The sequence below is a fragment of the Ruegeria sp. AB9 genome, assembly GCF_056542585.1.
The window spans coordinates 748424-773678 of record NZ_JBQGAA010000001.1 but is presented as its reverse complement, the minus strand read 5'-3'; the positions used below and the strand labels follow the sequence as shown (position 1 = coordinate 773678).

At 54.0% G+C, this 25255-nt stretch carries 23 protein-coding genes; 7 read left to right on the top strand and 16 right to left on the bottom strand.

Annotated elements, in window-relative coordinates; translation table 11 throughout:
- Positions 1-37: 37 nt before the first annotated feature.
- From ACR0K5_RS03920 to ACR0K5_RS03900, 5 genes are all read right to left on the bottom strand, one after another.
- Positions 38-496 (bottom strand): hypothetical protein, encoded by a 459-nt coding sequence (locus ACR0K5_RS03920; protein ID WP_480628412.1) that lies wholly within the window; start codon positions 494-496, stop codon positions 38-40.
- 99 nt (positions 497-595) lie between these two features.
- Complete coding sequence (locus ACR0K5_RS03915) at positions 596-1153, bottom strand: cytochrome P460 family protein (RefSeq protein WP_480628411.1); 558 nt, start codon at positions 1151-1153, stop codon at positions 596-598.
- 84 nt (positions 1154-1237) lie between these two features.
- On the bottom strand, positions 1238-2308 hold the full coding sequence (locus tag ACR0K5_RS03910; protein WP_480628410.1) for a DUF4331 family protein: 1071 nt from the start codon (positions 2306-2308) through the stop codon (positions 1238-1240).
- Positions 2309-2364: 56 nt separating this feature from the next.
- Positions 2365-2883, bottom strand: coding sequence for a peroxiredoxin family protein (locus ACR0K5_RS03905; protein ID WP_480628409.1), 519 nt, complete (start codon positions 2881-2883; stop codon positions 2365-2367).
- A 196-nt stretch (positions 2884-3079) separates the two neighbouring features.
- Positions 3080-3961, bottom strand: a complete 882-nt coding sequence (locus tag ACR0K5_RS03900; protein ID WP_480628408.1) for a LysR family transcriptional regulator — start codon at positions 3959-3961, stop codon at positions 3080-3082.
- A 325-nt stretch (positions 3962-4286) separates the two neighbouring features.
- Between ACR0K5_RS03900 and ACR0K5_RS03895 the strand changes: the two genes are divergently transcribed.
- Complete coding sequence (locus tag ACR0K5_RS03895) at positions 4287-4919, top strand: tyrosine-type recombinase/integrase (protein ID WP_480628407.1); 633 nt, start codon at positions 4287-4289, stop codon at positions 4917-4919.
- Between the two features lie 480 nt (positions 4920-5399).
- On the opposite strand, the gene ACR0K5_RS03890 is transcribed toward ACR0K5_RS03895, so the two are convergent.
- Positions 5400-6098: an HAD family hydrolase gene (locus tag ACR0K5_RS03890; RefSeq protein WP_480628406.1), complete on the bottom strand. Its 699-nt coding sequence runs from the start codon at positions 6096-6098 to the stop codon at positions 5400-5402.
- A 101-nt stretch (positions 6099-6199) separates the two neighbouring features.
- Between ACR0K5_RS03890 and ACR0K5_RS03885 the strand changes: the two genes are divergently transcribed.
- A complete protein-coding gene (locus tag ACR0K5_RS03885) occupies positions 6200-7357 on the top strand; it encodes a sugar-binding transcriptional regulator (protein ID WP_480628405.1) in 1158 nt (385 codons plus the stop codon).
- A gap of 51 nt (positions 7358-7408) precedes the next feature.
- Here the strand turns inward: ACR0K5_RS03885 and ACR0K5_RS03880 are convergent, their stop codons facing one another.
- The 9 genes from ACR0K5_RS03880 to ACR0K5_RS03840 form a co-directional block, all read right to left on the bottom strand.
- Entirely contained in the window at positions 7409-9757 is a 2349-nt protein-coding gene (locus ACR0K5_RS03880) for a glycoside hydrolase family 65 protein (protein ID WP_480628404.1), read from the bottom strand.
- Positions 9758-9791: 34 nt separating this feature from the next.
- Positions 9792-10775 carry a carbohydrate kinase family protein gene (locus ACR0K5_RS03875; protein ID WP_480628403.1) on the bottom strand — a complete coding sequence of 328 codons (984 nt, stop codon included), beginning with the start codon at positions 10773-10775 and terminating at the stop codon, positions 9792-9794.
- 60 nt (positions 10776-10835) lie between these two features.
- Entirely contained in the window at positions 10836-11903 is a 1068-nt protein-coding gene (locus ACR0K5_RS03870; RefSeq protein WP_480628402.1) for a substrate-binding domain-containing protein, read from the bottom strand.
- A gap of 83 nt (positions 11904-11986) precedes the next feature.
- A complete protein-coding gene (locus ACR0K5_RS03865) occupies positions 11987-13147 on the bottom strand; it encodes a sugar ABC transporter permease (protein WP_217354249.1) in 1161 nt (386 codons plus the stop codon).
- Between the two features lie 12 nt (positions 13148-13159).
- Positions 13160-14812, bottom strand: a complete 1653-nt coding sequence (locus ACR0K5_RS03860; RefSeq protein WP_480628401.1) for a sugar ABC transporter ATP-binding protein — start codon at positions 14810-14812, stop codon at positions 13160-13162.
- A 48-nt stretch (positions 14813-14860) separates the two neighbouring features.
- Positions 14861-15910, bottom strand: a complete 1050-nt coding sequence (locus tag ACR0K5_RS03855; protein ID WP_480628400.1) for a sugar ABC transporter substrate-binding protein — start codon at positions 15908-15910, stop codon at positions 14861-14863.
- A gap of 842 nt (positions 15911-16752) precedes the next feature.
- The gene (locus tag ACR0K5_RS03850) at positions 16753-17568 is read right to left on the bottom strand and encodes a 3-methyl-2-oxobutanoate hydroxymethyltransferase (RefSeq protein WP_480628399.1); all 816 of its coding nucleotides are present in this window, start codon (positions 17566-17568) and stop codon (positions 16753-16755) included.
- Between the two features lie 4 nt (positions 17569-17572).
- Positions 17573-17887 carry a MocE family 2Fe-2S type ferredoxin gene (locus ACR0K5_RS03845; RefSeq protein WP_170680686.1) on the bottom strand — a complete coding sequence of 105 codons (315 nt, stop codon included), beginning with the start codon at positions 17885-17887 and terminating at the stop codon, positions 17573-17575.
- A 27-nt stretch (positions 17888-17914) separates the two neighbouring features.
- On the bottom strand, positions 17915-19000 hold the full coding sequence (locus tag ACR0K5_RS03840) for a fatty acid desaturase (RefSeq protein ID WP_480628398.1): 1086 nt from the start codon (positions 18998-19000) through the stop codon (positions 17915-17917).
- A 111-nt stretch (positions 19001-19111) separates the two neighbouring features.
- Here ACR0K5_RS03840 and ACR0K5_RS03835 point away from each other — a divergent pair, with 111 nt between their 5' ends.
- Positions 19112-20155, top strand: a complete 1044-nt coding sequence (locus ACR0K5_RS03835; RefSeq protein ID WP_480628397.1) for a LacI family DNA-binding transcriptional regulator — start codon at positions 19112-19114, stop codon at positions 20153-20155.
- 3 nt (positions 20156-20158) lie between these two features.
- Here the strand turns inward: ACR0K5_RS03835 and ACR0K5_RS03830 are convergent, their stop codons facing one another.
- On the bottom strand, positions 20159-21196 hold the full coding sequence (locus tag ACR0K5_RS03830) for a LacI family DNA-binding transcriptional regulator (RefSeq protein ID WP_480628396.1): 1038 nt from the start codon (positions 21194-21196) through the stop codon (positions 20159-20161).
- Between the two features lie 168 nt (positions 21197-21364).
- Between ACR0K5_RS03830 and ACR0K5_RS03825 the strand changes: the two genes are divergently transcribed.
- From ACR0K5_RS03825 to ACR0K5_RS03810, 4 genes are all read left to right on the top strand, one after another.
- Positions 21365-22360, top strand: coding sequence for a TRAP transporter substrate-binding protein (locus tag ACR0K5_RS03825; RefSeq protein WP_480628395.1), 996 nt, complete (start codon positions 21365-21367; stop codon positions 22358-22360).
- Between the two features lie 65 nt (positions 22361-22425).
- Positions 22426-22929, top strand: a complete 504-nt coding sequence (locus ACR0K5_RS03820; RefSeq protein WP_480628394.1) for a TRAP transporter small permease — start codon at positions 22426-22428, stop codon at positions 22927-22929.
- A gap of 1 nt (position 22930) precedes the next feature.
- Positions 22931-24211 carry a TRAP transporter large permease gene (locus ACR0K5_RS03815; RefSeq protein ID WP_480536364.1) on the top strand — a complete coding sequence of 427 codons (1281 nt, stop codon included), beginning with the start codon at positions 22931-22933 and terminating at the stop codon, positions 24209-24211.
- A gap of 149 nt (positions 24212-24360) precedes the next feature.
- The gene (locus tag ACR0K5_RS03810) at positions 24361-25251 is read left to right on the top strand and encodes an NAD(P)-dependent oxidoreductase (protein ID WP_480536365.1); all 891 of its coding nucleotides are present in this window, start codon (positions 24361-24363) and stop codon (positions 25249-25251) included.
- The last annotated feature ends 4 nt before the right edge of the window (positions 25252-25255 follow it).

Sequence of the window (25255 nt, the reverse complement as noted above, 5' to 3'; positions counted from 1 at the left end):
AGCCCTCGTGATTTGTCGGCCCTGTTGGTTTTTTCGATTAACGAAAGATCTGATTTCGCGTCTTGTAGAGCCCGATACCCATGAGGATGCAGAAGGTCCACGGCATGACAAACATTGGAGCGCCAGTTTCAATGGCAAACTTGGTCACACCATAGAGGTCATGTAAACCAACCCAAACAAGGGCAAAGAGCAAATACCACCACGCCCACTTTTGGCCTCTGCGCAGCGCAAATTTAGAAATTAGGACGACGGCCAAAGCAGCAGAAACAATATTCACGCTCGCCAGATCACCTAATAATACGACAAGAGGACCAGCCTCAGGGTTGACCGCAGCAAGCTGGCCAAAGCTGAAGTCTAATCTGTGTACTATAAATGACCACATTGAATCCGGGTGAGCAAAGTTCCATTTTGATGTGACATACATGAACAATCCCGCGGCCAGCGGCACCAGCCCTGCAAACATAGTCCATTGCCACCCCTTAACTTCTTCGTTCATTCTGATCCCCTTCATTCCCTTGTTTTGCCAAGCAAGTAACCATTGATTTGCTCCGACCGCCCACGAGTTTGCGGGCAGTCTGGCTGATAACCGACCTGTTCAATCTCGCTTCAGCCCGATATGGCGGCTCGCGAAGATATTCTGTTGGTCGCTTGCATTTTCTTCATGGCAGGAAGAGCAGCGATCACGCGGCATAAGCGAGGCGGTATCTGCATATTGTCTTTTATGCCCGAACTGAAAATAACCCAGATTTGCAGTCTCATCGGGAAAGCGCTCGGAATCCTTGATGATGTAGCTCAGGCCAATGAAATGGCTCTCGGAAACCGAACCGTCCTCGGCCGGTTCCGCGAGAGCCGTGAACTCCTTGACCATCTGAGCGCCTTCCGGCCAAACGCCTGTGGCCATATAGATCGCATAAGTGTGGGGTTCGACATAGGTATCCAGCGCTTCGGCTGTCTCTGCCGGTTTCAGGTCAATGATGTTAACGGCCCCCTTCGGTAGGATAAATGTGCCAACATTGACCCATTGCCTGTAATTGAGGGGGCGGTCGACAGATCCATCCGCGTTGTAGTGAATGGGTAATCTGGCGACGTCTTCAGCAAAGACTGTGCTCGTGCTTAGAATGGCTGCAAGGGTAACCACAGTGAGTTGTTTCATGAATTCATCTCCCGACTATCCTCCCCTGTTCAGCCGCCAAAAGTGCGAACTGCCGAGGGAAGTGGTTGTTTGATTAGAGCGACGTCACTCCACGCCGAGAATGTATGGGAATTCAGCCGAATAGCGGTTGGCATCGTTGGCGTTGTCGTCAATTGCTACGCCAGCCATCAATTCCAACACGGTATTCATCGCATCGTCACTCAGACTGCGCCCGTTCAGGCTTCCAACAGTATAGCTGGCCTCGGAACCCGGTTTGTAGGTCAGCACATCCGGCATCAGCGTGTCGGCAACCATATTGGCATAGGCCATCTCGTTGCCTTCCTGACCATTCGATACAGATACGGCCCAGAAGATGTTGTTTACGAGCGCTTTGCGACGAACAGCGACATCTTCATCCGGTCTGTGCTGCTCATGATCTTCCTGAACCGTGGGAGTGTCCGCAAAGAACACATAGGGAAACAGGACGTTTGCATGGCGTGAGACCTGCGCCCAATTTTCATTGTAGGGCACAGCGGAGGTGGTGAAGACCTTGATTTCATTGCTGAGCATCTCGTTGGGAATGTCCGCCACGATGAAGCTGGCAGTTGCTCCGACAAACAGGTCTCCGCTCTCCTTGTAGACATCAGGCGCAAATTGGCCACTGGCCTGAGCTGCGTTGAAGGCAGCAACACCGATGCCATTGCCAAAAAATGGATCCTGTCCCCGACCGGTCCAGATGCGGATACCGTTGCCCAACTCGATGGTTTCGCCAACATTGCCACTGCCGAGAGCATCACCGGCTTCGCCAATGTCAGCATTTGGATTATTGATATTGCCGATTGTCACCGTGTCTCCGTCAAAGGAGAACGTGAGGGTCATGCCCGTAGTGAACTCCCCGTCCTGAGAGATGTGCAGATTGTACAGACCTTCTTCGCCAAAGGTTGTTCCGGAGATCGGCCCCGCTTCACCCGGCGCGCTTGGGTTGGCAGATGAGATTATTGTTGTGTAGCCGTCCTTACTGGATTGAAAAACATAGGTGTCGTTGAGGTCATATGCAGGGTACTGCCCTTGCAATCCGGAAATAAAATGGCCGGATGCAAGCCCGGAACTTGTCATGCCTGAGACGGCCAGTGCAGCCGATAACCCTACAATGGTTAATTTGGATAGAAATGTCATTTCACAGTCCTTTCTTGGGTGTTGATTGAGCTTCGATGCCGAGAGGGAGTTCGCCGCTAAGTGTGTCGGCTCCGGCGTTTCGAACCGAACCGAACGTCCTCTGCCTCAAGCGCGGCTAGCAAACGGGGTGGATCAAGCCGGAAGTCGGCATAAACTACGGTATTGTCGGGATCGATCACCGTGAACCAGGGTGTTCCCGCGGTACGGTAATCTTCCATAAAGGTCGGGTAACGCTCATCATCCGCCGCCAGATCGTGCCCGAAGGGGATGTTTAGCCCGTATCGCTTTTGGTTCACGCTCAATTTGTCGAATGTATTGGTATCAAACCCTTCGAAAACAGTTTGTATGGCCGCAAAACCAATTTCTTGATCTCTCAATGCTTCGTGCAGCTCCAATAGCGTCGGGAAACCGCGCGTATGGCAACCAGGGCACCAATGCTGGAAGCAGAAGACGACTTTGTAGCCAGCGCCAAGGTCGGAAAGTCGCAAAGGCTCGGGATCAGAGTTGCCGTCGCCATCAATCCAGCTGGCAACGCGAAATTCCTTCGCCACGTCATGTAGTCGTCCAAATTGCATGGCCCCTCATCACGAAACGCGTGGCGTGTGCTGCACCAGGTAGAGCTTTGAGCAGGTGCGGCATCATCGCGTTGAAGTGACCTAATTATGAGCAGGACCGGAGGATTTTACCAATTCCTGACGGCTATATGTTCTATGCCCAGCCGGTCAGTGTTGAGCGCTGTAGAAATTTTGATGCATCTCGTGGTTTAACGACCTACGGCGCGCTCCAATCAAAGTCGCGGGCCATTTGGACGATCTGACGAACTTCTTTCAGAGTGCCTGATCCGGACACTGCAACAAGCGTGACCTGCCGGCGCAGGTCAAATCCGTGGATTGGCCGCAATGTTATACCAGCCACGATTTGCGAACGCTCTGCAAGCACACAAACGCCCAAACCGCTGGCAACAAGCTGCTGCACCCAATCTTCGCGTTCGGAGCGTACGCGAGGGACAAGCGAGACATCCCTATCCATCAGATGCTCGATGATCCGGGTGCGGAATTCACAGTGAAGCCGGTCGATATAGTTTTCTTGTGCGATCTGCTGAAGTGTTACCTCGTCGTCTTTCGCCAAGGCATGTGCCTCGGCCATCGCCAGCCTGATCGGTTCTTCAAACAGGGGTACAGACTCGATCTTGAAATTCTGGGCAGGAGTTTCGGGTAGGATCGCCAGATCGTATTTTCCAGAAAGAATTTCGGTTTCGCTTTCACCCGGAGGCATCGGTGTAATGTGCAACTCAACGTCCGGCAGCTGTGACAGCACGTACTCAAAGAACTGCGACATAACTAACGGGGTAATCGTCGTCATCACCCCGACGGATAGTACCCGCTTTCGTCCACTGATTGAATTGTCTGCCACTTCGCGAATGGCATTCAGCCTAGCCACGATCTGCATAAATTCTAGCTGCATCTCACGGCCAAGTGCGGTCAAACGGCTGTCTTTGCCATCGCGGTAGATGAGAAGCCCTCCCAGTTCATCTTCGAGCCGTTGAATAGCCTTGGTCAGGCTGGGTTGAGACACGCCACTAAGGCGCGCAGCCTCGGTGAAGTTCAAGGTATCCGCTAGGTGCACAAAGTACTTGATTTGGTTGAGATCCATTGGTGCCACCTTGATAGCTTTCGATTTGCGCATGAGCGCTCACGATTGCATCCAATTAGATTGAAACTCTTCACGCATGGCAACTGCCACGAAATTTAGGTCAAATTTCCTGCAATAAGATGAAACCGGACGTCAGCTTTGAAGCGTTGAAAAGCTGTCGTGGTATCGTGCAGCAAGTGTCGGTCTGGGCTCGAAGCTGCCCAATGCGTTTGCGTCGTTCGCCAATGAAACAGCAACCTGACAACGGCTATTCAAGCCACCAGTAAACTGAGGCGTCAGCGCTGTGCTGATGTCTGGGATTGGCGGGAGGATTGGAGAGCAAACTATGCCAAGAGTCCAACTTCCCGCTGTTACCCCGAAACGAAGAGCCTGGAACAAGGGCCGGATCATCGGCCAGAAACGACCACTGTTGCCGAAACAGGTCTGGGCGATCCGCGCGCGGCTCGAACTGGCGGGCAACCTGCGCGATCTTGCGCTGTTCAACGTGGCCATTGATAGCAAGCTTCGCGGATGCGATTTGGTGAAACTGGCCGTCACCGACCTAGTGAGGGACGATCGCGTTCGCGAACGCGTGTCCGTGATCCAGAGTAAAACCAAGCGGCCCGTTCAGTTCGAACTCTCTGAAAACACGCGGGATACCATTGCCGCATGGATCAAGTCACCGGAGATGCTCGGCTGCCGTTTCATGTTTCCCAGCAGGTTTCATGACCGCCCGCATATCTCAACGCGCCAATATGGCCGGCTTGTGAGGGGTTGGGTGGCCGCGATTGGGCTAGAACCCAGTGGATACGGCACCCATTCGCTGCGCCGGACCAAAGCAGCTGAGATTTACCGCAAAACCGGAAATCTCAGAGCGGTTCAACTTCTGCTCGGTCACACCAAGGTAGACAGCACAGTACGGTACCTTGGTGTCGAACTCGAAGATGCGCTGAGCATTGCCGAGCAAATCGACATCTGATCCACGTTGGCGGGCGGCTCTTGCCGTTCGCCAATCCTGAGCGGACCTGCGTTCGCGGCGCAGCGGCGGGGCGGATCGAGCCCAGAGTGCCGGATGCTGCGCAGACGTAATTGCCGGACAACCATTGAAACCCGACGTTAGCGATATTGAGGACGGCCCGGAGCTGCCGTCCATTGGACAACTTCGATGCTGCGTTGCGGTTCGTCAAACCTGCAGTTCGCTGCCAGCGCGAGACAGGGGGAAGGCCAGTCGAACAGTTCGCGGATTTTCCGGGCCTTCAGCCAAACGCCTTACACGCGCGCAAACGGTCCCAACTGTGCCTTACTAACAGGGTCAAGCGCCGTATCGGAGCTTGACCGAAGCGGCCAATAGTCCAACTCGGGCACACGGAGTCATGAGAGTGTGAGCACAAGATACTAAAATTTATGTGAAATTTGTTATCTGTCCCTAAAAAGTCAGTTCTGTTTCGCAAAGAAGTACTCAGACAGGCAATTTCGACTTGGATTCGTCTATCTGTTCAATGTCAATCTCGGCCAGCGAATAAATGACGCAATCCGCAGCCGTTAGTTCACTCTCGTGATCTTCATGAAGAAGACCCACGCAGTAGAAACCACCATTCTTTGCCGCTTCGACCCCGGAGGAGGAATCCTCGATCACGACACATTCATCCACTTTCAGCCCCAGCCCGCGGGCGGCGGTGAGGAATATATCAGGGTTGGGCTTCCCTTTTTCGACATCATCGCCCCCGATAACAACCGGAAAGGCATCCAACAAACCAGCTTTTTCAAGAACGGCTCGGACGTTGGCGCTGCTGGAAGCAGCCGCCAGACCGTATCCCTCCGACTGGCATTGTCTTACGAGGCGCACAGCGGCATCGAAGACCCGAAATTCGCCTTGCTCGATCATTTCAACATAATAGTCATTTTTTTTGTCTGCGGCGGTTCTGACTTCATTCTCCGAATGCCGGGTCATGACCGCTCGCGCCCCATCATAACGAGGGCGCCCATCGACAAGCCTCCGGTATTCCGCCCTTCCAAACTCATACCCGTATTCTTCGAACATGCGTTTCCAAGCAGCAAAATGCGCCGGTACGGTGTCGACCAAAACACCATCGAGGTCAAAGATCAGTCCTTTGATCGGCATGCTGAATCTCCTGGTTCGAGCCTGTGCAAGAAACACGTAGCATGTAAGGAATTTTCTTCAATCGGCTGGCATGTGAATGTTTATCTGGCATAATTATTCACCCCGTCAGGATCCTGCTAACGAACAATAGTGAACAAATGATCGACGTTAAAAAACTTCCATTTGAAGAACGCGCCCAGTGCGCTGCCTATATGCGCGCGACGCACAACATGTCACAGGTAGAGATCGGAGCCATTCTTGGAGGCCTCTCTCAACCGCACGTATCGCGGTTGCTGAAACACGCTGAACGCCAAAACTACCTGGTAATCGAACAACGCTTCGTCAAAGAACAATTCTCAGACGAGTGGATTGTCCAGATGGATGAATTGCTGGCACCTACTGGACTTAATTCTGATCTGAAACGATATTGCAGCAAGAACAACCTCAGACCGCCTCGGCTTGGGGTGTTTGAAAGCGGCCCGGGGAACACCGAGGCTGCGCTGTCACAGCGCCGTACCAGGTTTGGACGAACCGCATCCGGACGATTGATAGAACTGATCGAGAAATCGAACGTCATCGGCGTTGCGTGGGGTCGAACAATCAAGTCTCTGGCAGACGGGATTGCAGCCTCAAGGCAACCCATAGATAAATCGCAAAAGACTGAGTTTGCAGCAGTTTGCGCAGAATTGATGTCACTGGCTCAGCACGGATACTCTGCCAGCCGGCTTGCCGGAACGTTTGATGAGCTATTTAACGACCAGCCAGAGGATAGCCCTCAGCTAACGGGTTTCCCGGCATACATACCCCGTCACTACGATGAAACCATGCGCCGTTCCATTTGGCAGTACATCTCTGACACCCCGGGATTTCACCGCGTGTTTTCGGGTCCAGACGCATTGATTGGCAAAATGGATATGCTGATTTCCAGCGTTGGATCTTCAAGCACTCCGGTTCTGGGCAGCTTTGAAGAACTGGTTCAGGCAGGCGGGTTAAGGGCTGACGATCTTCGGCAATTAGTTGTCGGGGACCTTGGCGGCATTTTGATCCCGAGAACCGAAATTTCACAGGCCAAGATGGACCTGATTGACGAGCTGAACGGGCTGTGGACCGGAATCAAAACAGAGCATGTCAAGGCCATCGCAGATCGGGCGTTTGACGATCCCAACCAAAGTGGGGTTGTGGTCGTCGCGATTCAGAAGGAACGAGGTGATACGATATTCGAATTGATCACCCGAGGGCTTGTCAACGAATTGCTCATTGATCACGCAGCGGCGGAACAACTGCACATGCGCATTGCCGAGGTCCTTGCAGACTGACTGCGAGACCTCGGCGCACCTAGACCATTCCTGAGAGAATTGCCCTGGTCGTCAAGCTGGCTGCGGTGCGAAGACCACTTCCTCTCCTGCAATCAAAGTAACAGGATGACCCATTACCTCGATGTTTTCTTTCATGCCGGACGGAGCAATGAGTTTAAACCGGCACTCTTCATGAGAAATCGCAACTTCGACATCATTCCCCTGCCACTTCAGATTGAATCGGATATCGGACCATGTCTCAGGCAGCCAGGGTTTGAACGTCATCTTGCCGTGCTTGACCCGGAACCCGCCAAATCCACACACAAGCGACTGCCACGTGCCACCTGCCGATGCGATATGCATCCCGTCCTGTGTATTTCCCTGATTGTTGACCAGATCAACAAAGGCAGAACGTTCGAAATAGCGATGAGCCGAGGAAATGTCGCCGACTTCGATCCCCATGATCGAATGAATGGCCGGGCTGAGCGATGATTTATGCATCGTGCGCTTTTCGTAAAACGCATAGTTCGCCTTTTTGATTTCGTCTGAAAACTCGTCAGGCAAAAGATAATTCAACATGATCACGTCAGGTTGCTTGAGCAACATCGAGCCATTCAGTGAAAAGTGATCATGCCCCTCGGGGTAGACCGGCATACGGTTTTTGTCCCATTCGGTGATGGGAATGTCCTTGAGCTGGAAATACCCTTCAAATTGCTCAATCAGATTGCGGGACGGGTCAAAGGGAACATAGATTTTTTCGGCCGTTTCCAACCAATTATCCACTTCCTTTTCTGTTAAGTCTAACCGAATCCGCAATTCGTCATGAACCGCTGACGAAGCCATGCTGAACTCTTTGAAAACACGCACCGATTGCTCCAGATGCCATTTCGCCATTCGGTTGGTGAACGTATTGTTGTCGACATGTTCGTGAAACTCGTCCGGCCCGATAACGTTTGTCAGCTCGTACCGGTCCTTGTCTTTGTTCCATTCCAGCCGACTGATCCAGAACCGACTGGTTTGATACAAAACCTCGGCACCGAAATCGCGAAGGAAATCTCTGTCTCCGGTCGCCGCAACATAACTGAGGATGCCATATGCCACGCACGCAGTGACGTGAATCTCTTCTTCTCCGGTCCAGATACGGTTCGCACCGTCCGCTGTCCATTTTGGCGTTGTCTCCACCCCGGTATCAGCGGATTCCCATGCGTACTGTGCGCCCTTAAGCCCATTCATTCGGGCGTTCTCAAGTGCGCCGTTCAACGTGTTGTAACGGTATTTCAGAAGGGCTTTGGCCGTCTCCGGCTGCGTGAAAATGTAGAATGGCAGCAGGAATATCTCGGTATCCCAGAATACGTGACCCTTGTACCCCTCGCCAGACATGGATTTGGCGCCGATATTTGCGCGCGGGTCGTTTTCGTTGGCTGCTATAAGCAAGTGATAGATGTTGAAGCGCATCGCCCGCGTTGCTTCAGGATCACCCGTCACCACACAATCACAGGAATCCCATTTTTTGCGCCAGGCTGCGGCACTTTCGCTTAGACATGCGGAGAACCCTTTGGCATGCGCGGTCTCAAGGGAGGCTTCGCACTTGGCCGCCAATTCTGCGCCGTTCAGATCTCGCGATGTATAAATCGACACCAGCTTTTCGAAAGTCAGACTTTGCCCGTTGAGCGCCTCGACAGAAACGGTTTGCGAAACCTGCTCATAATCAAGGTTTGCGCCTTTGAACTCGCTGAAGGAAGGACAATCCAAGGCAGACGCCATGCCAATCGAAATGCCAGTGTCCAGAGTCAGAGCTTCGATATAAGACGCATCGCTGCTTGCATGTGACTGAGTGACCTTCAGGTGTCGGCTTTTGGCCCATTTTTCCCACTTTACCTCGGGATGGAAATCCGGGTTTCCCTGATAAGCTGGCAATCGATCCAGATTGTATCGATGGGCATCAAGGGCGCTTTCGACAGTGATATTGGACGAGTGGTTTTCCATAGTGACGATCAGGCGAATGCCACAGATGTGCTGTTCGGCAAAACTGGCAAAGCGGATGCTGGTGATGCGAGTGCGACGACCTTTGCTATCTTCAAACACCGTATCTCGGTGGAGAATTCCGGTCTGCAGATCCAACACGCGCTTGTGTTCGACCACTTTACACGTTTGGACATCCAGAAATTCACCTTCGACACGAACCCTAAGTGGCAACCAGGTAGGCACATTGACCTGATCGATCACCGTCGAGTCATGGTGATCGTAAACACCGGCCAGATAGGTGCCAGACAGCTCTCCTTTGTGGCCCTCTTCCAGCGACCCACGTGTGCCCTGATAGCCGTTGCCGACCGTGAAAATGGTCTCCTTGAAGTTCGCTTCATCCAGATTGAATTGGGTTTCTTCGATCAGCCAGTCGCTACTGCTCAGCATTGTCTGCATGTCAGGGCTCCATTCGGGTGATATTTCGGATAATTCAGTCGCCGTAGGTTTCGGCAATCTGACGTTCGGTTTCTTCCAGCGATCCGTAGACATCCAGCTCGCTGCTCGAGCAGCGCTGCGCCCCTGCACAGTTTCCGAACTGGCAGGCTTTGACGAAATCACCAGTCTTGAGGTAGCCAAAAGCCAAGCCACCAGCAAAGCTGTCACCGCAACCCGTGGTGTCGACCACATCCTCGACAAGCACCCGCTTGACCAGATGTTCCCGCATCCGGCCGGTTGCATCCCTGTGGTAGACGGCGCAGCCGTGTTGATCCAGCGTGACGTAGAGCGCCTTGACGCCCAGATCCAGGCAGTGTTGGGCGAACTTGGGCAACTGGTCCATCGTGAGTTCGCTTATTTCCTGCAACTCGTCAGAGCCGTATTCCCCTTTGAACCAACTGCATTGAGCCTCTTCCAAATTCATCTTTAGTAGGTCGATATGCGGAAGCCAGCGATCTCTATCGATCCAGAATTTATGATACCGTTCGCCATGTGCTGAACAGCCACTGGTGGGACCATGCGCATCAAACACAACCAGACCATCGCTGTTGGCTTTGATGTATCGAATTGTTTCCAACGGAACCTCGAAATCCGTGATTGGAACGAAAACAAAGGCCTCGCAGTCCATCAGATCTTCGATGTCGTCGGGCAGGATCGGGTTCATAAAACCCGTTTGCTTTTCGTTGCGATGGTTCTGATCGACGTAGACCAGATCGATCACTGCGCCCTGATCGGCGTCGTCTGTAACATGGCTGACATCCAGATACGGAAACTCAGACAGCAAGTTGCGAACATTGTCGACGTCCGACCTGCGCACATGGCTGACAACGTTGATCCGCGAACCCGGACCGGCCAGCGAGGACATACAGACCGCTGTATAGACCGCGCAGCCAAATTTATTGAATTTCTCACCCTGATAGCTGGTGATATTGTCCCTTGGGATCGGGCCAAGGACTGCGACATTGATCTTGTCAGACATTTCGGTCCCTTGCTTTTATTCGCTGTTTTGTCGACGGGCGTATGCGTGATTATAGCAGCTTCAGTTCTGATAGATCTGTTCGCTGGTATAGAACCCGCCATCGATCACCGTGCTGTTGATCGTATCTTTTGACACTGCGAAAACAGGGGTGATAACCGTCGGGATTTCCGCGAAACCGTTGTCAATTAGCGTATGGTCTCCGATCAAATCACTAACTTCCGCATCCGGAGACTGCGCAATTTTCACGGCAATATCCGCCGCCTCATAGGCCAAAGGTTTGATTTGCTTCCAGATTTCCAGCGCCTGCACATCGTTTGCGACCATCTGGACATTCCGCAGATCAGCGTCTGAACCGGCAACAAAGACCTGATCCGCCGATGCCAGATCCTCATCCGACAATGCTGCCAGAACCCCGAAAGCAAGCCCGCTGTTATTGGCAATGAATGCATCGATGTCGTTGTCATATTCGACCAGAAGGTTTTCGGCAGTGTCTCTGGCCATATCCGGAGACCAGTCCACGTGGCTACGATCCGCAACAAGTTCGAGACCCGGATTATCGGCGATGACCTTCAACACACCACTGCTGAGCGCTTCGGCATTGGCATCACCAGGTTGACCGCGGATCAGGGCGACACGGCCTTTGACCTCACCGCGGGTGTCATTCAGCCACTCGACCATCGCTTCGGCCTGAAGCTGGCCAACAGCCCAACTGTCCTGCATGACCATGACGTCAAGCGGCCCGTCCTGCAGCATCGAGTCGTACCCGACCACTTTGACGCCTTGATCGTGGGCCAGATCAACAAGGGCACCAGCGGTTGCGGTGTTGACGGGTTGCAGGACCAGAACGTCCACCCCCGATTCCAGCATTTCCTCAACCTGCTGCAACTGACGCAATGGATCATTGCCGCTGCTGTCAAAGATCACATCTGCGCCTTGGGATTCCGCGCGTGCGATGAACAGGGATTTGTCAGTCTGGTATCTGGCTTCCTGCATGGTCTTGAGCAGGAACCCGATTGTAGCGTTGTCCTGCGCTGCCGCGATCATTGGCAGCGATGCGGATAGAAGGCCGGCCAAACCCAAAGCTCTGAGGCCGTCTGTGCGTAAGGTTGCTAAAATGGACTGGACCATCGCTTACCTCCCAACTGTCATTCAAGTTTTCGGGGATTTTGGCGTTGCCCCCGGTGCGTGGGACCGGGGGCAGGCCAGCAACATTATTTCTTCTGCATCACATCGAACCAGACGGCGAGGATGATGATCAGGCCCTTGATGATCAACTGATAGAACGTGACCACACCAAGCAGGCTCATGCCGTTGTTCAGGACCCCGATCAGCAGGGCACCGATGATGGTTCCACTCACCTTGCCAGAACCACCCGCCAGGCTGGTACCGCCGATAACGACCGCTGCAATCGCATCAAGCTCAAACATGGTTCCAAGGTTGGGTGAGGCACCGTTCAGACGCGAGGCCAGGATGATACCAGCCAGCGCCGACAGAACCGAAATGACCGTATAGACAATCATCTTGGTGCGGACGACGTTGATGCCGGACAGGCGAGCCGCATCCTCGTTTCCGCCAAGCGCATAGAGGCGGCGACCAAAGCGGGTGCTGTTCAGCGTATAGATCCCGGCAAACGCAATGACTGCAAAGATCGCAACAGGAACGGGGATCCCCTTGTAGCTGGTGAACACGTGGAAGGCCAAAGCAAACCCGCCGATCATTACTGCCCCGTTGACCAACAGTTCCTGCATATTCACTTCGACGCCGTGAGCTTTGCTTTGTTGAACGTCCCGGAAGATCGAATAAACAGCAAGCGCAGCACACACGATCAGCACGATACTGGACATCATCGGCGGGATATAAGCCCCACCAATCAATGGGAACACATTACTCGTTACCGGGACAGAACTGCCGTTGGTCAGGGTTAGTGCCAGACCGCGTGCGATGGTCAGCATTCCAAGGGTTATGATGAATGGGGGTATGTTGAACTTGGCTATCCAGAACCCGTTCCACAGACCTATTCCAACACCCACGATCAAAAGAGTTGCAGGTACCGCCAATATTGTCGGCACGCCCCATTGCATCATGAGCGTACAGACGACCGCTGATAACCCGACGACTGAGCCAACGGATAGGTCAATTCCCGCAATCAGAATGACCATGGTCATGCCTACGGCAATGATCCCGATGATGGTAACCTGACGGGATAGGTTGCTAAGGTTCCTCGCGGTGAAAAATGCATCGTCGGCAAAGCTGAGCCCGACGACAAGCACGATCAACGCAATTAGCGTCGCGTTGTCCTTTATGAAGTTTATCAGGTGGTTTTCCTTGGCGCCATTGACGCCAACACCTGCAACGTTGCTGTCAGCACTCATTTGCTTCCTCCCTTATGCGCTGCCGGTGGCATACGCCATGATTGCTTCTTTCTTCGCGTCGTCCCGTTCAAAGTTCGACACGATCTCGCCTTCGCACATCACCAGAATCCGGTCGCACATGCCCAAAACCTCGGGCAGTTCTGATGAAATCATGATGACGGTGACACCTTGTTGGACCAGTTCGTTCAGCAGCTTGTAAATCTCGACCTTGGCGCCGATATCGATCCCGCGGGTAGGTTCATCCAGGATGAACACATCCGGGCGCGAGTTCAGCCACTTACCCAGAATGACCTTCTGCTGGTTGCCGCCGCTCAGCGTACCGATGACCGTGTCAATCGACGGTGTTTTAACGCCCAACTGGTCGACATATTCCTTAACGATTTTGCGCTCCTGCTGGGTGTTGATAATGCCCAGAACCTTTGAACTGATCATCTCAAGCGAGGAAATCGTCGTGTTGAAGGAAATGGATTTGTCCAAAAACAGCCCCAAAGCCTTACGATCTTCGGTCAGCAGCGCGATGCCGGCATCAATGGCGTCCTTCGGCGATTTGATGTCCAGCTTTTGCCCGTTCAGCTTCACTTCACCGGTGGTCTGTTCTGGATAGGCACCGAATACACCGCCAACCAGCTCGGTCCGGCCCGCGCCCATTAGCCCGGAGATGCCCAATATCTCGCCTTTGCGGGCAACGAAGCTGGCGTTCTTGACCAGATAGCTGCCGGGCAGGTCGAGGTTTGTGACGGACAGATCGTTGACCTCCAAGGTCACCTCACCGGGCGTGAAATCGACCTTGGGGAACATATCCTTGATGTCGCGCCCGACCATTCGGGCGATGATCTGATCAAGCGTGATATCCGCGATCGGAGTGACGTCACCGATGGTCTGGCCATCGCGCAGAACTGCGATCCGGTCGGCAATCTGCTCGATCTCTTCCATCTTGTGCGAGATGTAGCACATACAGACCCCATCGGTTTTCAGCTTGCGGATGATACGGAAGAGATCCTTGACCTCTTTATCCGTCAGCGCCGATGTCGGTTCGTCTAACACCAGTATCTCTGCCTTGAGCGACAAAGCTTTGGCAATCTCAACCATCTGTTGTTTGCCCACAGTGATGTTCTGCACCAGATCGGTCGGGCGAATGTCATTGATGCCCAGTTCGGTCAGCAGCTTCTGGGTTTCGGCAAAGGTCTGGTTCCAGTTGATCCTGCCCTTGGCATCGGTGAACTGGCGATCCAGAAAGATGTTTTCGGCGACAGACAGGCCGGGGATTAGGTTGAGTTCCTGATAGATGATGCCAATGCCGGCCGCCTCGGCCTCTTTCGTATTCGCGAACCGGACTCTTTCGCCGCGCAGAAAGATATCGCCTTCGTAGGTCGGATACGGCCACACGCCGCTGAGCACTTTCATCAACGTGGATTTGCCCGCTCCGTTTTCTCCCATCAACGCCAGAAGCTCACCCGAGCGGGCTTCGAAATTGACATTGTTCAAGGCGCGAACTCCGGGAAAATCCTTGATGATACCCTGCATTTTCAGGACGACTTCAGACATGCTTTTTCCCATCACATTCAGAAAGGTGTTTCGGACATTCCCCACCCCGACCGGCAATCCTGCCGCAAGGGGTTTAAGGAAGGAGGGCACCATGAAGCCGCGCGCGGGGAGTACACGCATAGGGAGCCAGATGGCGAAACGCCCTCCTTCAGGAAAAGGTCCCGGGGATCAGTTCCCGTAGACTTCTTCTTTAGAGTAGAAACCGCCAGCGATGATCGTGTCATCGATGTTGTCCTGTGTCACAAGCGTGATCGGGGTCACGATTGTCGGCACATCGGCGAAACCGTTGTTGATAACCTTGTCCACTTTGACCAGATCTGCGGGCGCGGTGTTGGGATCGGCAGCCAAAGCGACCGCCACCTCTGCCGCAGTTTCTGCCAACGGATCAATCTGCTTCCAGATTTCAACGGCTTGCTTGCCTTGCGCAACATATTGGATATTGGCCAAGTCGGCATCAGATCCGGCTACAAACACTTTGTCTGATGACGCCAGCCCCTGTGCTTCCAATGCCGCGATAACACCACGGGCCATGCCGCTGTTGTTGGCGATAAAAGCGTCGATGCTGTTGCTGTTCGAGGTGAGCGTGTTCTCAGCAGTCGCCATGGCCTTTTCCGAGGACCAACCTTCATGCGCCTGATTTGTTACCAGTTCCAACCCCGGGTTCGCTTTGACAATCTCCAACACACCGCTGCTCATGGCAATCGCGTTGGAGTCGCCGGGTTGACCTTGAATCAGAGCGACCTTGCCGGACACCTCTCCGTTCTTCTCCTGCAGCCATTCGACCATGGCTTCGCCTTGCAGGCGGCCCACGGCCCAGCTGTCTTGCATCACCATCGCATCCAGCGGCCCGTCCACAAGCATCGAGTCATACCCGACAACGCGCACACCTTCGCTGTTTGCCATGCTGACCATGCTACCGGCAGTACCGGTATTCACCGGCTGCAACACGATGACATCTGCTCCCTTGGCGAGCATGTTTTCAAACTTTGCCAGCTGGGTCAGCTCGTCATTGTTCGCTGAATCAAAGATAACTTCGGCGCCCAGTTCCTCAGCTTTCGCAGTGAACGCGGCGCGGTCACGCTTGTAGCGCTCTTCCTGCATGGTTTTCAGCAGAAAGCCAATTTTGACATCGCCTGCATACGCTGTCCCGGCAGTTAGTGCGACAGCGGCGACAGAAAGCAAGGCGGCTCTACGGGTAATGGTCTGAAAAAGGGACATATTTCCTCCAGTGTATGTTCCTTGGCTGCCGGTCCAATTGGGTTGGCAACGCTAAATGCTTCGCAAATTGTGCTGGGTGCCGGCTAACCGGTAAGAACAAGCGTCAATCTCAAAGCGATAACGCTAACATAGCGGTGAAGATTGAGAGGAGAATTTGTATATTTAGAAAGCATAAATATTCACAATACCGTTGGGACTCCTGCGCCCAAAGGGATTTTACATATTTAACAACACCATAATAGGTTACCACTCACTATTCGAAAACAATGAAGTCTCTTGGACAGGCCGCGACAGAGTTGTGCCGCAATCGCGAAGCGGGTTGCAAAGCCGCGAAATCGGCAATCAAACATCCTGATGAGATAGCCAGGCGGACACCGTCTGGTGGTTTCTCTGTTTGCGTGCTCAAGCGGACCAATAGGTCAATTCATGCAGACGTCGTCGAATGACCGCTAAGCAAGACTGGGAATGGCTTTTCGCGAGACCAGCGAAGGTCCGGTTTATCCTTTTGCTGTTTTTCGCCGCCGGCGCGAAGGACAAAAAGCGGCCGTTCAGATCACGAACGCCAATGACGGTTTTGTCCCGCTCTCCGGACCTCCGATGCGTCACATGTGGACGGAAAAAACGCGGGACAAAGTCCGAATTCGCTGCGGTTGCTCGAACGACAACTGCTGGCGGATCGCGACGGCGACCCCCCGCAGGTCGGGCGGGAAAGGGACTTTCACTGCGATTGCAAACTTCTTTACTAGTCGTCGCCAAAGGTGACCAACGTACATCTATTACCGATGGGTAATAATTCCGGCTTTCAAAATGTGGATCTGGGTTCAGCATTCCTTGACCAAAAATCATTTTAGTCGCTCAAAAAAACTCTCAAACTCCGCGTCTGAGATTGTTGCGCATTCGCTTGGGCCTGGAAATTGCTCCTCTTCAACAGAGTCCCTGAACGCTGAAAGTGCAACTCGGCGGTGGTGTTTTATCTGTTCATACAGTGAATTGAGATCGCCAAAGGCACGTGCATGGCGCGGGCTTTCGGGTTGCTCTCCGCATATGTCATTTTGAAAAAGATAGATAATGTCTGCACTGGGGCCCGATCCGAGCGAGGATGTAATCAGAGATGTGCGGGCGGAAATCTCAGCCAATACTCGGTCACAGATAACTTCAGCCTCTACCGAAAAGGCTCCGGCATCTTCCATTGTGCGGAACGCATTCCAAAGCGCGAAAGCCTCGTCCGCAGTTTTACCAACGGCACGCAGGCCGCCCCGCCAAGTGGATTTGCGAGGAACCAGGCCAAGATGACACATCACAGGGATATCTTCGCGCGCCAAAAGTTCAACAATGTGCGGCCCTCTTGCCGTGTAGATGCTGTCGGCACCATCTTTCATGGCTGCAAACGCGGCGGTCAGCACGTCACTTTCGGTTGCAAAGTCCGGGAGACCGAGTGCAGCGGTGAAGAACAATTCAGGCGCGCCTTGACGCACGGTGGAGGTGTTGTGGGCATTGCCCATGATCAAGTCAATTCCGGCATCTTTCGCGGCTGCTGCCTCTTCGGTTGTATTCGCCGTTGTCTGAACCAGCTTGCGGATACCCTTCAGCGCACGAAGGTCGGAAGCGGTGTAGTTTCTAAGTGAGAACTTCGCGTCCCAGTCGTAGATCCGTTTCATGGTATCATCCGATATCGATAAAGACATCTCCGCCTTCGACCTTAACGGGGTAGGTTTTCAGATTCACACAGACCGGTGAGCGCTTTGCCTCGCCGGTGCGATAGTCGAATTGGCCGTTGTGCATGGGGCATTCGATCAGATGATCGATGACCAGACCGTCTTCCAGATGCACTTCTTCATGGGTGCACAGGCCGTCGGTGCAGTAAAATTCGTCCTCGGGGCTTCGGTAGATGGCAAAGGTACGATCGCCATTGTCGTAACGGATTAGATCTTCGGTTTCGATGTCATCGCAAGCGCAGGCGCGGGTCCAGTTCGTCATGGGCTTTCCTGTATTCCGGGGATTGGGTCACTCGACCGCTATGGCTGTTGGCCGAGTGTATTCTGGGCTGGGGTTAGCGTCCTTGGGCAGCAGCGGCTTGCGGTCGACAAAGTAGAACGGATCGCGCCGCTGGATCAGAATGGCCGGGAGCATTTCGCGAAATGCGGTCATTGTTCCCGCGTAAGCTGGTGGGCAATCGACTTTTATTTCTTCGTGCAGGGCCGGGAGATTGTAGAACGGCACCATGGGATACATGTGATGTTCCACATGGTAGTTCATGTTCGAATACACGAAGCGGAAGAACCAGTTCATGTAGACGGTTCGCGAGTTCAATCGGTGATCCGGGACGTCTTCTGCCAAACCGGCATGCTGCAGAGATGCCAGCAAGTGATGCAGCCACGAACCATAAAACGTCGGTCCGCCGATCAGCACAATGGGCAGCCATGATTGCAGCACCATTGCCAAAGCAAATGTCATCGCGAGGATTGCGAGGTGAACACGCGACGCCAAGAACGCCTTAGAACGGTCGGCTTCGATGAGGAAGGTTTTCTGATCTTTAGTCAAACGACCAGCCGACAACCAAAACATCTTCTTCAATTCATTCCAGCCAGATTGCAGATGCAGCATGTTCCATAGGATGTTGAGTGGATGCGGAGGCCGGGGAAACGCAATCTCGGGGTCCTTTCCGACAATCACCGTATCCGTGTGATGGCGTGTATGGCTCCACCGCCAAAGATAGGGGTTTTTCAGCGACATAAATGAGGCCAGCTGATAGGCTGCGGTGTTCAGCCATGGCGTTTTGAAAACAGTCCCATGGCAGCACTCGTGCCAACGGCTGTCGGCGCAGGATCCATAAAACACCCCGTAGAGGATGACAGTCGGCACTGCCCACCACGTACCCCAGGTCAGAACGACCAGAGCTCCGGTTACCAACACCAATCCCAGCCAGATCCCATAGTCGATCAGGGCCGGAGCATCGCGGCGCTTCATCAGTTCCTTCATCCGTTTCCGGGGGACTGGAGTAGAATACCACTGTTTAGGTGCAAAGCTTGGACCGCTGTCCCGGCCCGTCAGCGAATAATCCCGCCAGGGAAGGGTATTGTCCTTCGACACATCAGGTTCCTTTTCTACATAGCTGTTGCCGAGCAGAACCGAAGGGCGCCTGAATCGTCAAACCTGTCGTGATATTTTCTATCATTTCTCTCAGAATATTCTGTAAAATAGATGATACGTTTTATCATGGAGCGTGCTATGGCCCGTGTCACACTCAAAGACGTCGCAGAAAAGGCGGGGGTAGGCGTCGCAACAGTAGACCGCGTTCTGAATGCGCGCGCGCCGGTTACTGCGGCGACTTCTGCGCGGGTTCTTTCAGCGGCAGACGCGTTGGGGTATCGCTCGGCAGGGTTGTTACGGCGCCGAATTGAAGAGATGGCGCCAGCTAAACGGCTGGGGTTCATTCTTCAAAAAGAAAGCAAGTGGTTTTATCGCGAATTGGCAATCGAGTTGCAGCAAAAAGCAGAGCAGTTGCGCAGTATCCGGGCAAATGTTGTGATCCGGTATGTAGAAAGCCTGTCGCCGTCCGAGCTTGCAACTGCGATTGACGAATTGCGCGGCAAGGTAGACGCTATAGGCTTGGTTGCGATTGACCATCCGGAGGTCAATCGTGCGATCGCCAGTGCCGATGTCCCTGTCATTGCATTGCTCTCGCCGCTGTCTTCGCCTCGCGTTACTGCCTATGTCGGGATCGACAGTCGAAAAGCGGGGCGGACGGCAGGTTGGGCGATGGCGCGTCTTGATCGAACTGAAGGCGCGGTTGGTATCCTTATCGGGTCGCACAGGTATCTTGGACACGAAGCGCTTGAGACCGGGTTCAGAAGCTACATGCGCGAATTTGCACCGCAGAAACCTCTTCGGGACTCTGTGGTGTATCTGGATGACGCCGCAGTCGCATATGAAGCGACAGCAGAATTGCTGCGGGCCAACAAAGACCTCTCCGGCATCTATCATTGCGGAGGCGGGGTGACCGGAGCCTTGAAAGCGCTGCGCGAGGCAGGGCAATCGCGGGAAGTTGTCTACATCTGCCATGAACGGACACCGGTTACCGAAGCCGCGCTTGCCGATGGCAGCATCGATTTGGTGATTAACAACCCGCTGGATCAGGTTGCAGATCGCGTGACTCAGATGATGTCTCGGTGTCTGACCGGAAAACCAATTCAGGAACAGGTTGGAGTTATTCCGTTTGATCTCTGCACATCTGAAAACCTGTGAGCATCAGCCGAAGGTGGCGCCGTTGATGTTTTCACGGGTAATGACTTCAACTGGAACGACCTCAGCCTGATGGGGCCGGTTTTCCAGTGTCGCGATCAGGGTCTGAACGGCTTGTTCAGCGATCCGTTGCATATTCTGATGAATGACAAGATCCATTGATCCGTCCAGCAGGTAGTTTCTCGTCTTCGGCGTAAGGTTGTGGCCGATCAGCATGATTTCTCCCGTCAAATCGCGATCAGCCAGAGCCGCAACAATGCCTTCGTTGCCGCCGCCAACGTTATAAATGCCCAGCAGCCCAGGATGTTCGTCCAGCATCTGGCCCACCACCACGCGATTTTCCTGCACATCATCGTGGCCGATATAAGTGCCCACAACGCGGAGGTGACTGAAATCCCTTCGCAAGGCCGACCGAAACCCCATCTCGCGATCCGAATGGTTGCGATACAGTTGCTCGCCGGAAATCACACCGACAGTTCCGGATTGCCGAAGCATCCGACCCATAAAATAGGCCGCTGTTCGTCCTGCGGCCATGTTGTCCGTCCCGACAAATTGGCCCAGAACTGGGCTGATCAGATCGGAGACGACAGGTATGCAGGGAATATTCAAACCGTGCAGCTCTTCGACAGCGTCGCGCACCCGCGGATCATCCAAAGCCTGAAAACCCACTGCATCAATTCCCTGCCCGGCGCAGGCTCTCAGTTTTCGCGCCAACACAGATGGTTCCAGTTTCGTGGAAAACACACACTCGACAGTGGCGCGGCCATTGGTAAAAACATTCTGGAAACAGTCGCCCAGAAATTCTGTCGATGGCCCGGCTTCCTCTGGCAGAAATATCTTCAGCCGCCAGGGTCGCGCAGGCTGGTCCAATTGAGCGCCGGATTCGATCGCGTTCTTGGCCTGCAAAACCCGCTGGCGGGTCTCAGGCTTTACGTTTGATCTGTTGTTCAAAACCCGGTCAACCGTAGCAGTGCCGACCCCCGCAATCCTCGCAATCTCGGAGACGCGTGCCTTCTTTGGGATTATTACAGCTTCATCACTCATAGGCCCCTGCTAACATCATTTCCGATCAAAATCATCCTCAAATTAACTTCACATAACATCAAAAAACATCATTACCGTCATCTGATGCAGTTTTTCTTGCCACCGAATTGTGAGGGGGCTTATCCCAACGTCATGCAACGGGATCGAGTCCCGTTCAGGGAGGATAACATGACCTACACAGCTAAATTACTGGCCGGGGTTGCCGGCCTAATAATGACGGCCAGTACAACACTGGCGGCGGACTTCACCTTTAAATATGGCAATGAGCAGCCGGAAACATCAATCCGTTCGCAGTCCATGGACTGGTTCAAGACCGAACTTGAAAAACGTACGGACGGTCGCATCGAAGTCGAGAATTTCTTTGGTGCCGCGCTTGGTAACGAGCGTGAAATGATGGATCAGGTGACGGCCGGTCTGCTGCAAGGCACGCGTGGCGGTTTCTTTGCCGACGCGTCCGGGGCATTCAACCTGTACCAGTTGCCGTTCCTCGTCGCGAATTGGGATGAGATGGAATGTCTGGTCGGTTCGGACTTCACCAAGGGAGTGCAGGCTCGTGCAGAGGAAAACGGGTACCACATCCCTGCCACCGGTATCAGCCAAGGGTTCCGGGCATATACCAACAACGTTCAGCCAATAACCTCGGTTGGCGATCTGCAAGGTCTGCGCATTCGCGAACCGCAATCTGATCTGATGATCGCCACGGGCACGGCCATCGGGTCTGTTCCGGTCGCCATGCCGTTTTCAGAGGCATATCAGGCATTCAAACAGGGCGTGATCGACGGTCAGCACAACCCGCCGCAAAATATCTGGGACTTTAACATTCATGAAGTCCAGAAGTATCTGACACTGTCGAACCACATGACCGGCCCCGATCCTTTGATCGTCAACAAGGCATGGTATGACGGTTTGCCCGAAGATCTTCAGGCCACCTTTGACGAGGTTGCGGTCGAAGCGATGGCGATGTCGGACAAGCTGTATCGCGATGCTGAAACGAACATCGTCGGCGAACTCGGCAAGCACATGGAGATCAACGAACTGACGCCCGAAGCCCTGGCGGGTTTCCAGGAAGCTGTTGCGCCGGTCTATCAACAAATGATCGACGCAGGTCATTTCACGATGGATGATATCGACGCAGCCCGTGCGGCAGCGGCGTCCTGCGGCTGATCTGAAACGGCAATTCCGGGCGCTCTTACCCTGCGCCCGGATTCCCTTCTTAACGGAACCGGTTTATGGATACGCTCTCTTCAATTGACCGTGTACTGACGCGCGTTATCGAAGCGTTGATGGTCGTGCTGTTTGGGGTGTTTCTGGTGATTGTCGTCACCAAAGTCCTGATGCGCCCCTTTGACATGGCGATCTACGGCGTCGACGAACAGGTCAAGATCGCGTTTCTTTGCACCTCGGCCTTGGGCGGTGCCGTCGCGATTACGAAGCGCGAGCATATCGCAATCACATTCTTCATCGACATGATGCCCTACTACGTCAAAATGGCCTTATACGTGGCAGGGCTTGTCCTTGTCGGAGTGATGAACGCGGCATTGGTCTGGCTGTCCATCGATTGGATCGCAGGGCCAGGCAAAAACATGTGGCAACCCTTCGGGATGCCTCAGGCTTATGTGTTCATCATTGTTCCGATCTCCTGTTCGATTGCCGTGTTTTATTGCTTTGTTCGTGTGGTTCTGACTCTGGGCGGTCGGGATTCCATCGATGTTCTCTGGATGCCGGAGGACTGACATGTTGATCCTGTTTGCCACGCTTGGAATATTGTTGGTCTGCGGAGTTCCAATTGCCTATTCTCTGGGGCTGGCGTCACTGGCGTATTTCCTGATCGAGGCTCCTGCGGCGACCGGGTTCGTTGTTCAGCGTTTCTTCTCCGGCATCAATAATTATCCGCTGGTTTCACTGCCCTTCTTCATCCTGATGGGCTTGGTGATGAATTCCGGAGGCATCACGCGGCGGCTGCTGGACTTGTCCATGTTCTTCGTCGGTCGGTTGAAAGGTGGGCTGGGATTGGTCAACGTCGTGGGCTCGATGATCTTTGGCGGCATCTCGGGTTCTTCCGCCTCGGATACTGCTTCAATCGGGTCTGTGCTGATTCCTGAGATGGAGAAACGAGGATACCCCAAGAGTTTCGCAGCGGGGATCACGGTTGCCTCGTCCACTATGGGCATGATCATCCCGCCGTCTGTTCCCATGATTATCTACGCCGTCGCTGCCGAAGAGAGCATCGGTCGCCTGTTTCTGGGCGGGATCATTCCCGGTATCATGGTTGGTTTACTTCAACTGATCGTCGTGTGGTTGCTGGCCAAGAGGAACGATTACCCGACCGAAGACGTACCGTTCACATTGGCCGAAGCCGGGCGGCAGGCCAGACGTTCTGCCGCCGTAGCACTGATGCCGATCTTGATCGTAGGTTCCGTCGTCTTCGGCTTTGTTACCCCGACCGAAACAGCCGGAGCTGCTGTAGTGTATGGCCTGATCATCGGATTGTTCATTGTCGGCTTTGGTGTTCTGAAAGATCTCCCGGGGGCCATGCGCCACGCAATCATCATGTCCGCTAAGATCATGATGATCATCGCATTCAGTCAGGTGTTCATCACTGTTCTGGCGCTGGAACGTGTACCCAATCAACTGGCCGATTTCGTTTCGGGACTCGGACTTGGCCCGGTCGCCTTCATGGTTCTGACAGCCATTTTGATCCTGATGGCGGGTACGTTCATCGACGTTAGCCCCGCCATTCTTTTGCTGACACCGGTTCTATTGCCGGTCGCTGAAAAGCTGGGCGTGTCTGGCGTGCATTTTGGTGTGGTGATGGTTTCGGGTCTGGCGGTTGGTGCGTGCACGCCACCGGTGGGGAATTGCCTGAACGTCTGCGCTGCAATCTGCCGGATGCCGATCGGAAAGATTTTCGTCGGGGCCGCGCCGTTCCTGCTGGCAAATGTGGTGGTGCTGATTTTGATCGCGATCTTCCCGCAACTGGTCATGTGGATACCGGACGCGGTCATGGGGCCGTAACGACACGGAATTGGGCAGCGGGGTGTCTTCCGGACCTGCCCGGCCTTGGTCAGCCAATGCCTGAAATCCCCGCACACATCGACGCCTCGGAAATTGGGGCGCCAAACCTCAACTCCGGCCGGGCCGGACGACACATTAGGAAGACAATTATGCAACGTGCAGGTGTCATTGGATTAGGGGATATGGGCAGCGGGTTGGCGAGGAACCTGATCAAAAACGGGTTCGAAACCACCGGGTTTGATCTGAGTGAAGCGCGCCTGAAGGCGCTGGCTGAAATGGGCGGAACGCCTGCAGCAAGTGTGGTAGATGTAGGGGCCAACGCGGATGCGGTCTATGTCATGGTTATGAACGGCGATCAGGCTAAGGCTGTCATTCTTGGTGAAAACGGTCTGGTCCGTCACATGGCGCAAGGCGGGGCGGTCATTCTGACAGCCACGATCAAACCGCGTGAGGCCCGCGAGATTGGCGAGGCCATGGTCGGTTCGGGCATCCACCTGATCGACAGCCCCGTCTCTGGCGGATTTCCAGGCGCTCAGGGCGGCACTCTTACCATGATGGCCGCGGCCCCCGATGCCATACTGGACGAATTCCAACCAGTGATGGAGGCGGTCTCGGCCACCATTCACCGCGTAGGGGACGGGCCCGGCCAAGGTCAGACCGTAAAAGCATGTCTGCAGACTCTGATCGGTTCAATCTTTTCGGCAACATTTGAGGCGTCGGTTCTTGCCGCCAAGGCGGGCGTGAAGGGCGAAAACCTGTTCAAGGTCTTTTCGACCTCTGGCGCGGGATGCGGATGCACTAACACGGCGTTGGAGAACATCATCGACCGTAAATTCGAAAACACCGGCTCGGGCATCGGCACCATGCACAAGGACCTGACCATCTCACTGGATCTGGCCGAAGAGCTAGGCGTTCCGATGCATACTGCTTCATCTGCCATGCAGATTTTCCATGCTGGCAAAACCAAATTCCCCGATGGCGACAACTGGGCCTGCACCCGTGTGATCGAAGACATTGTCGGCGCTGAGTTGCATCGCTGAGAAA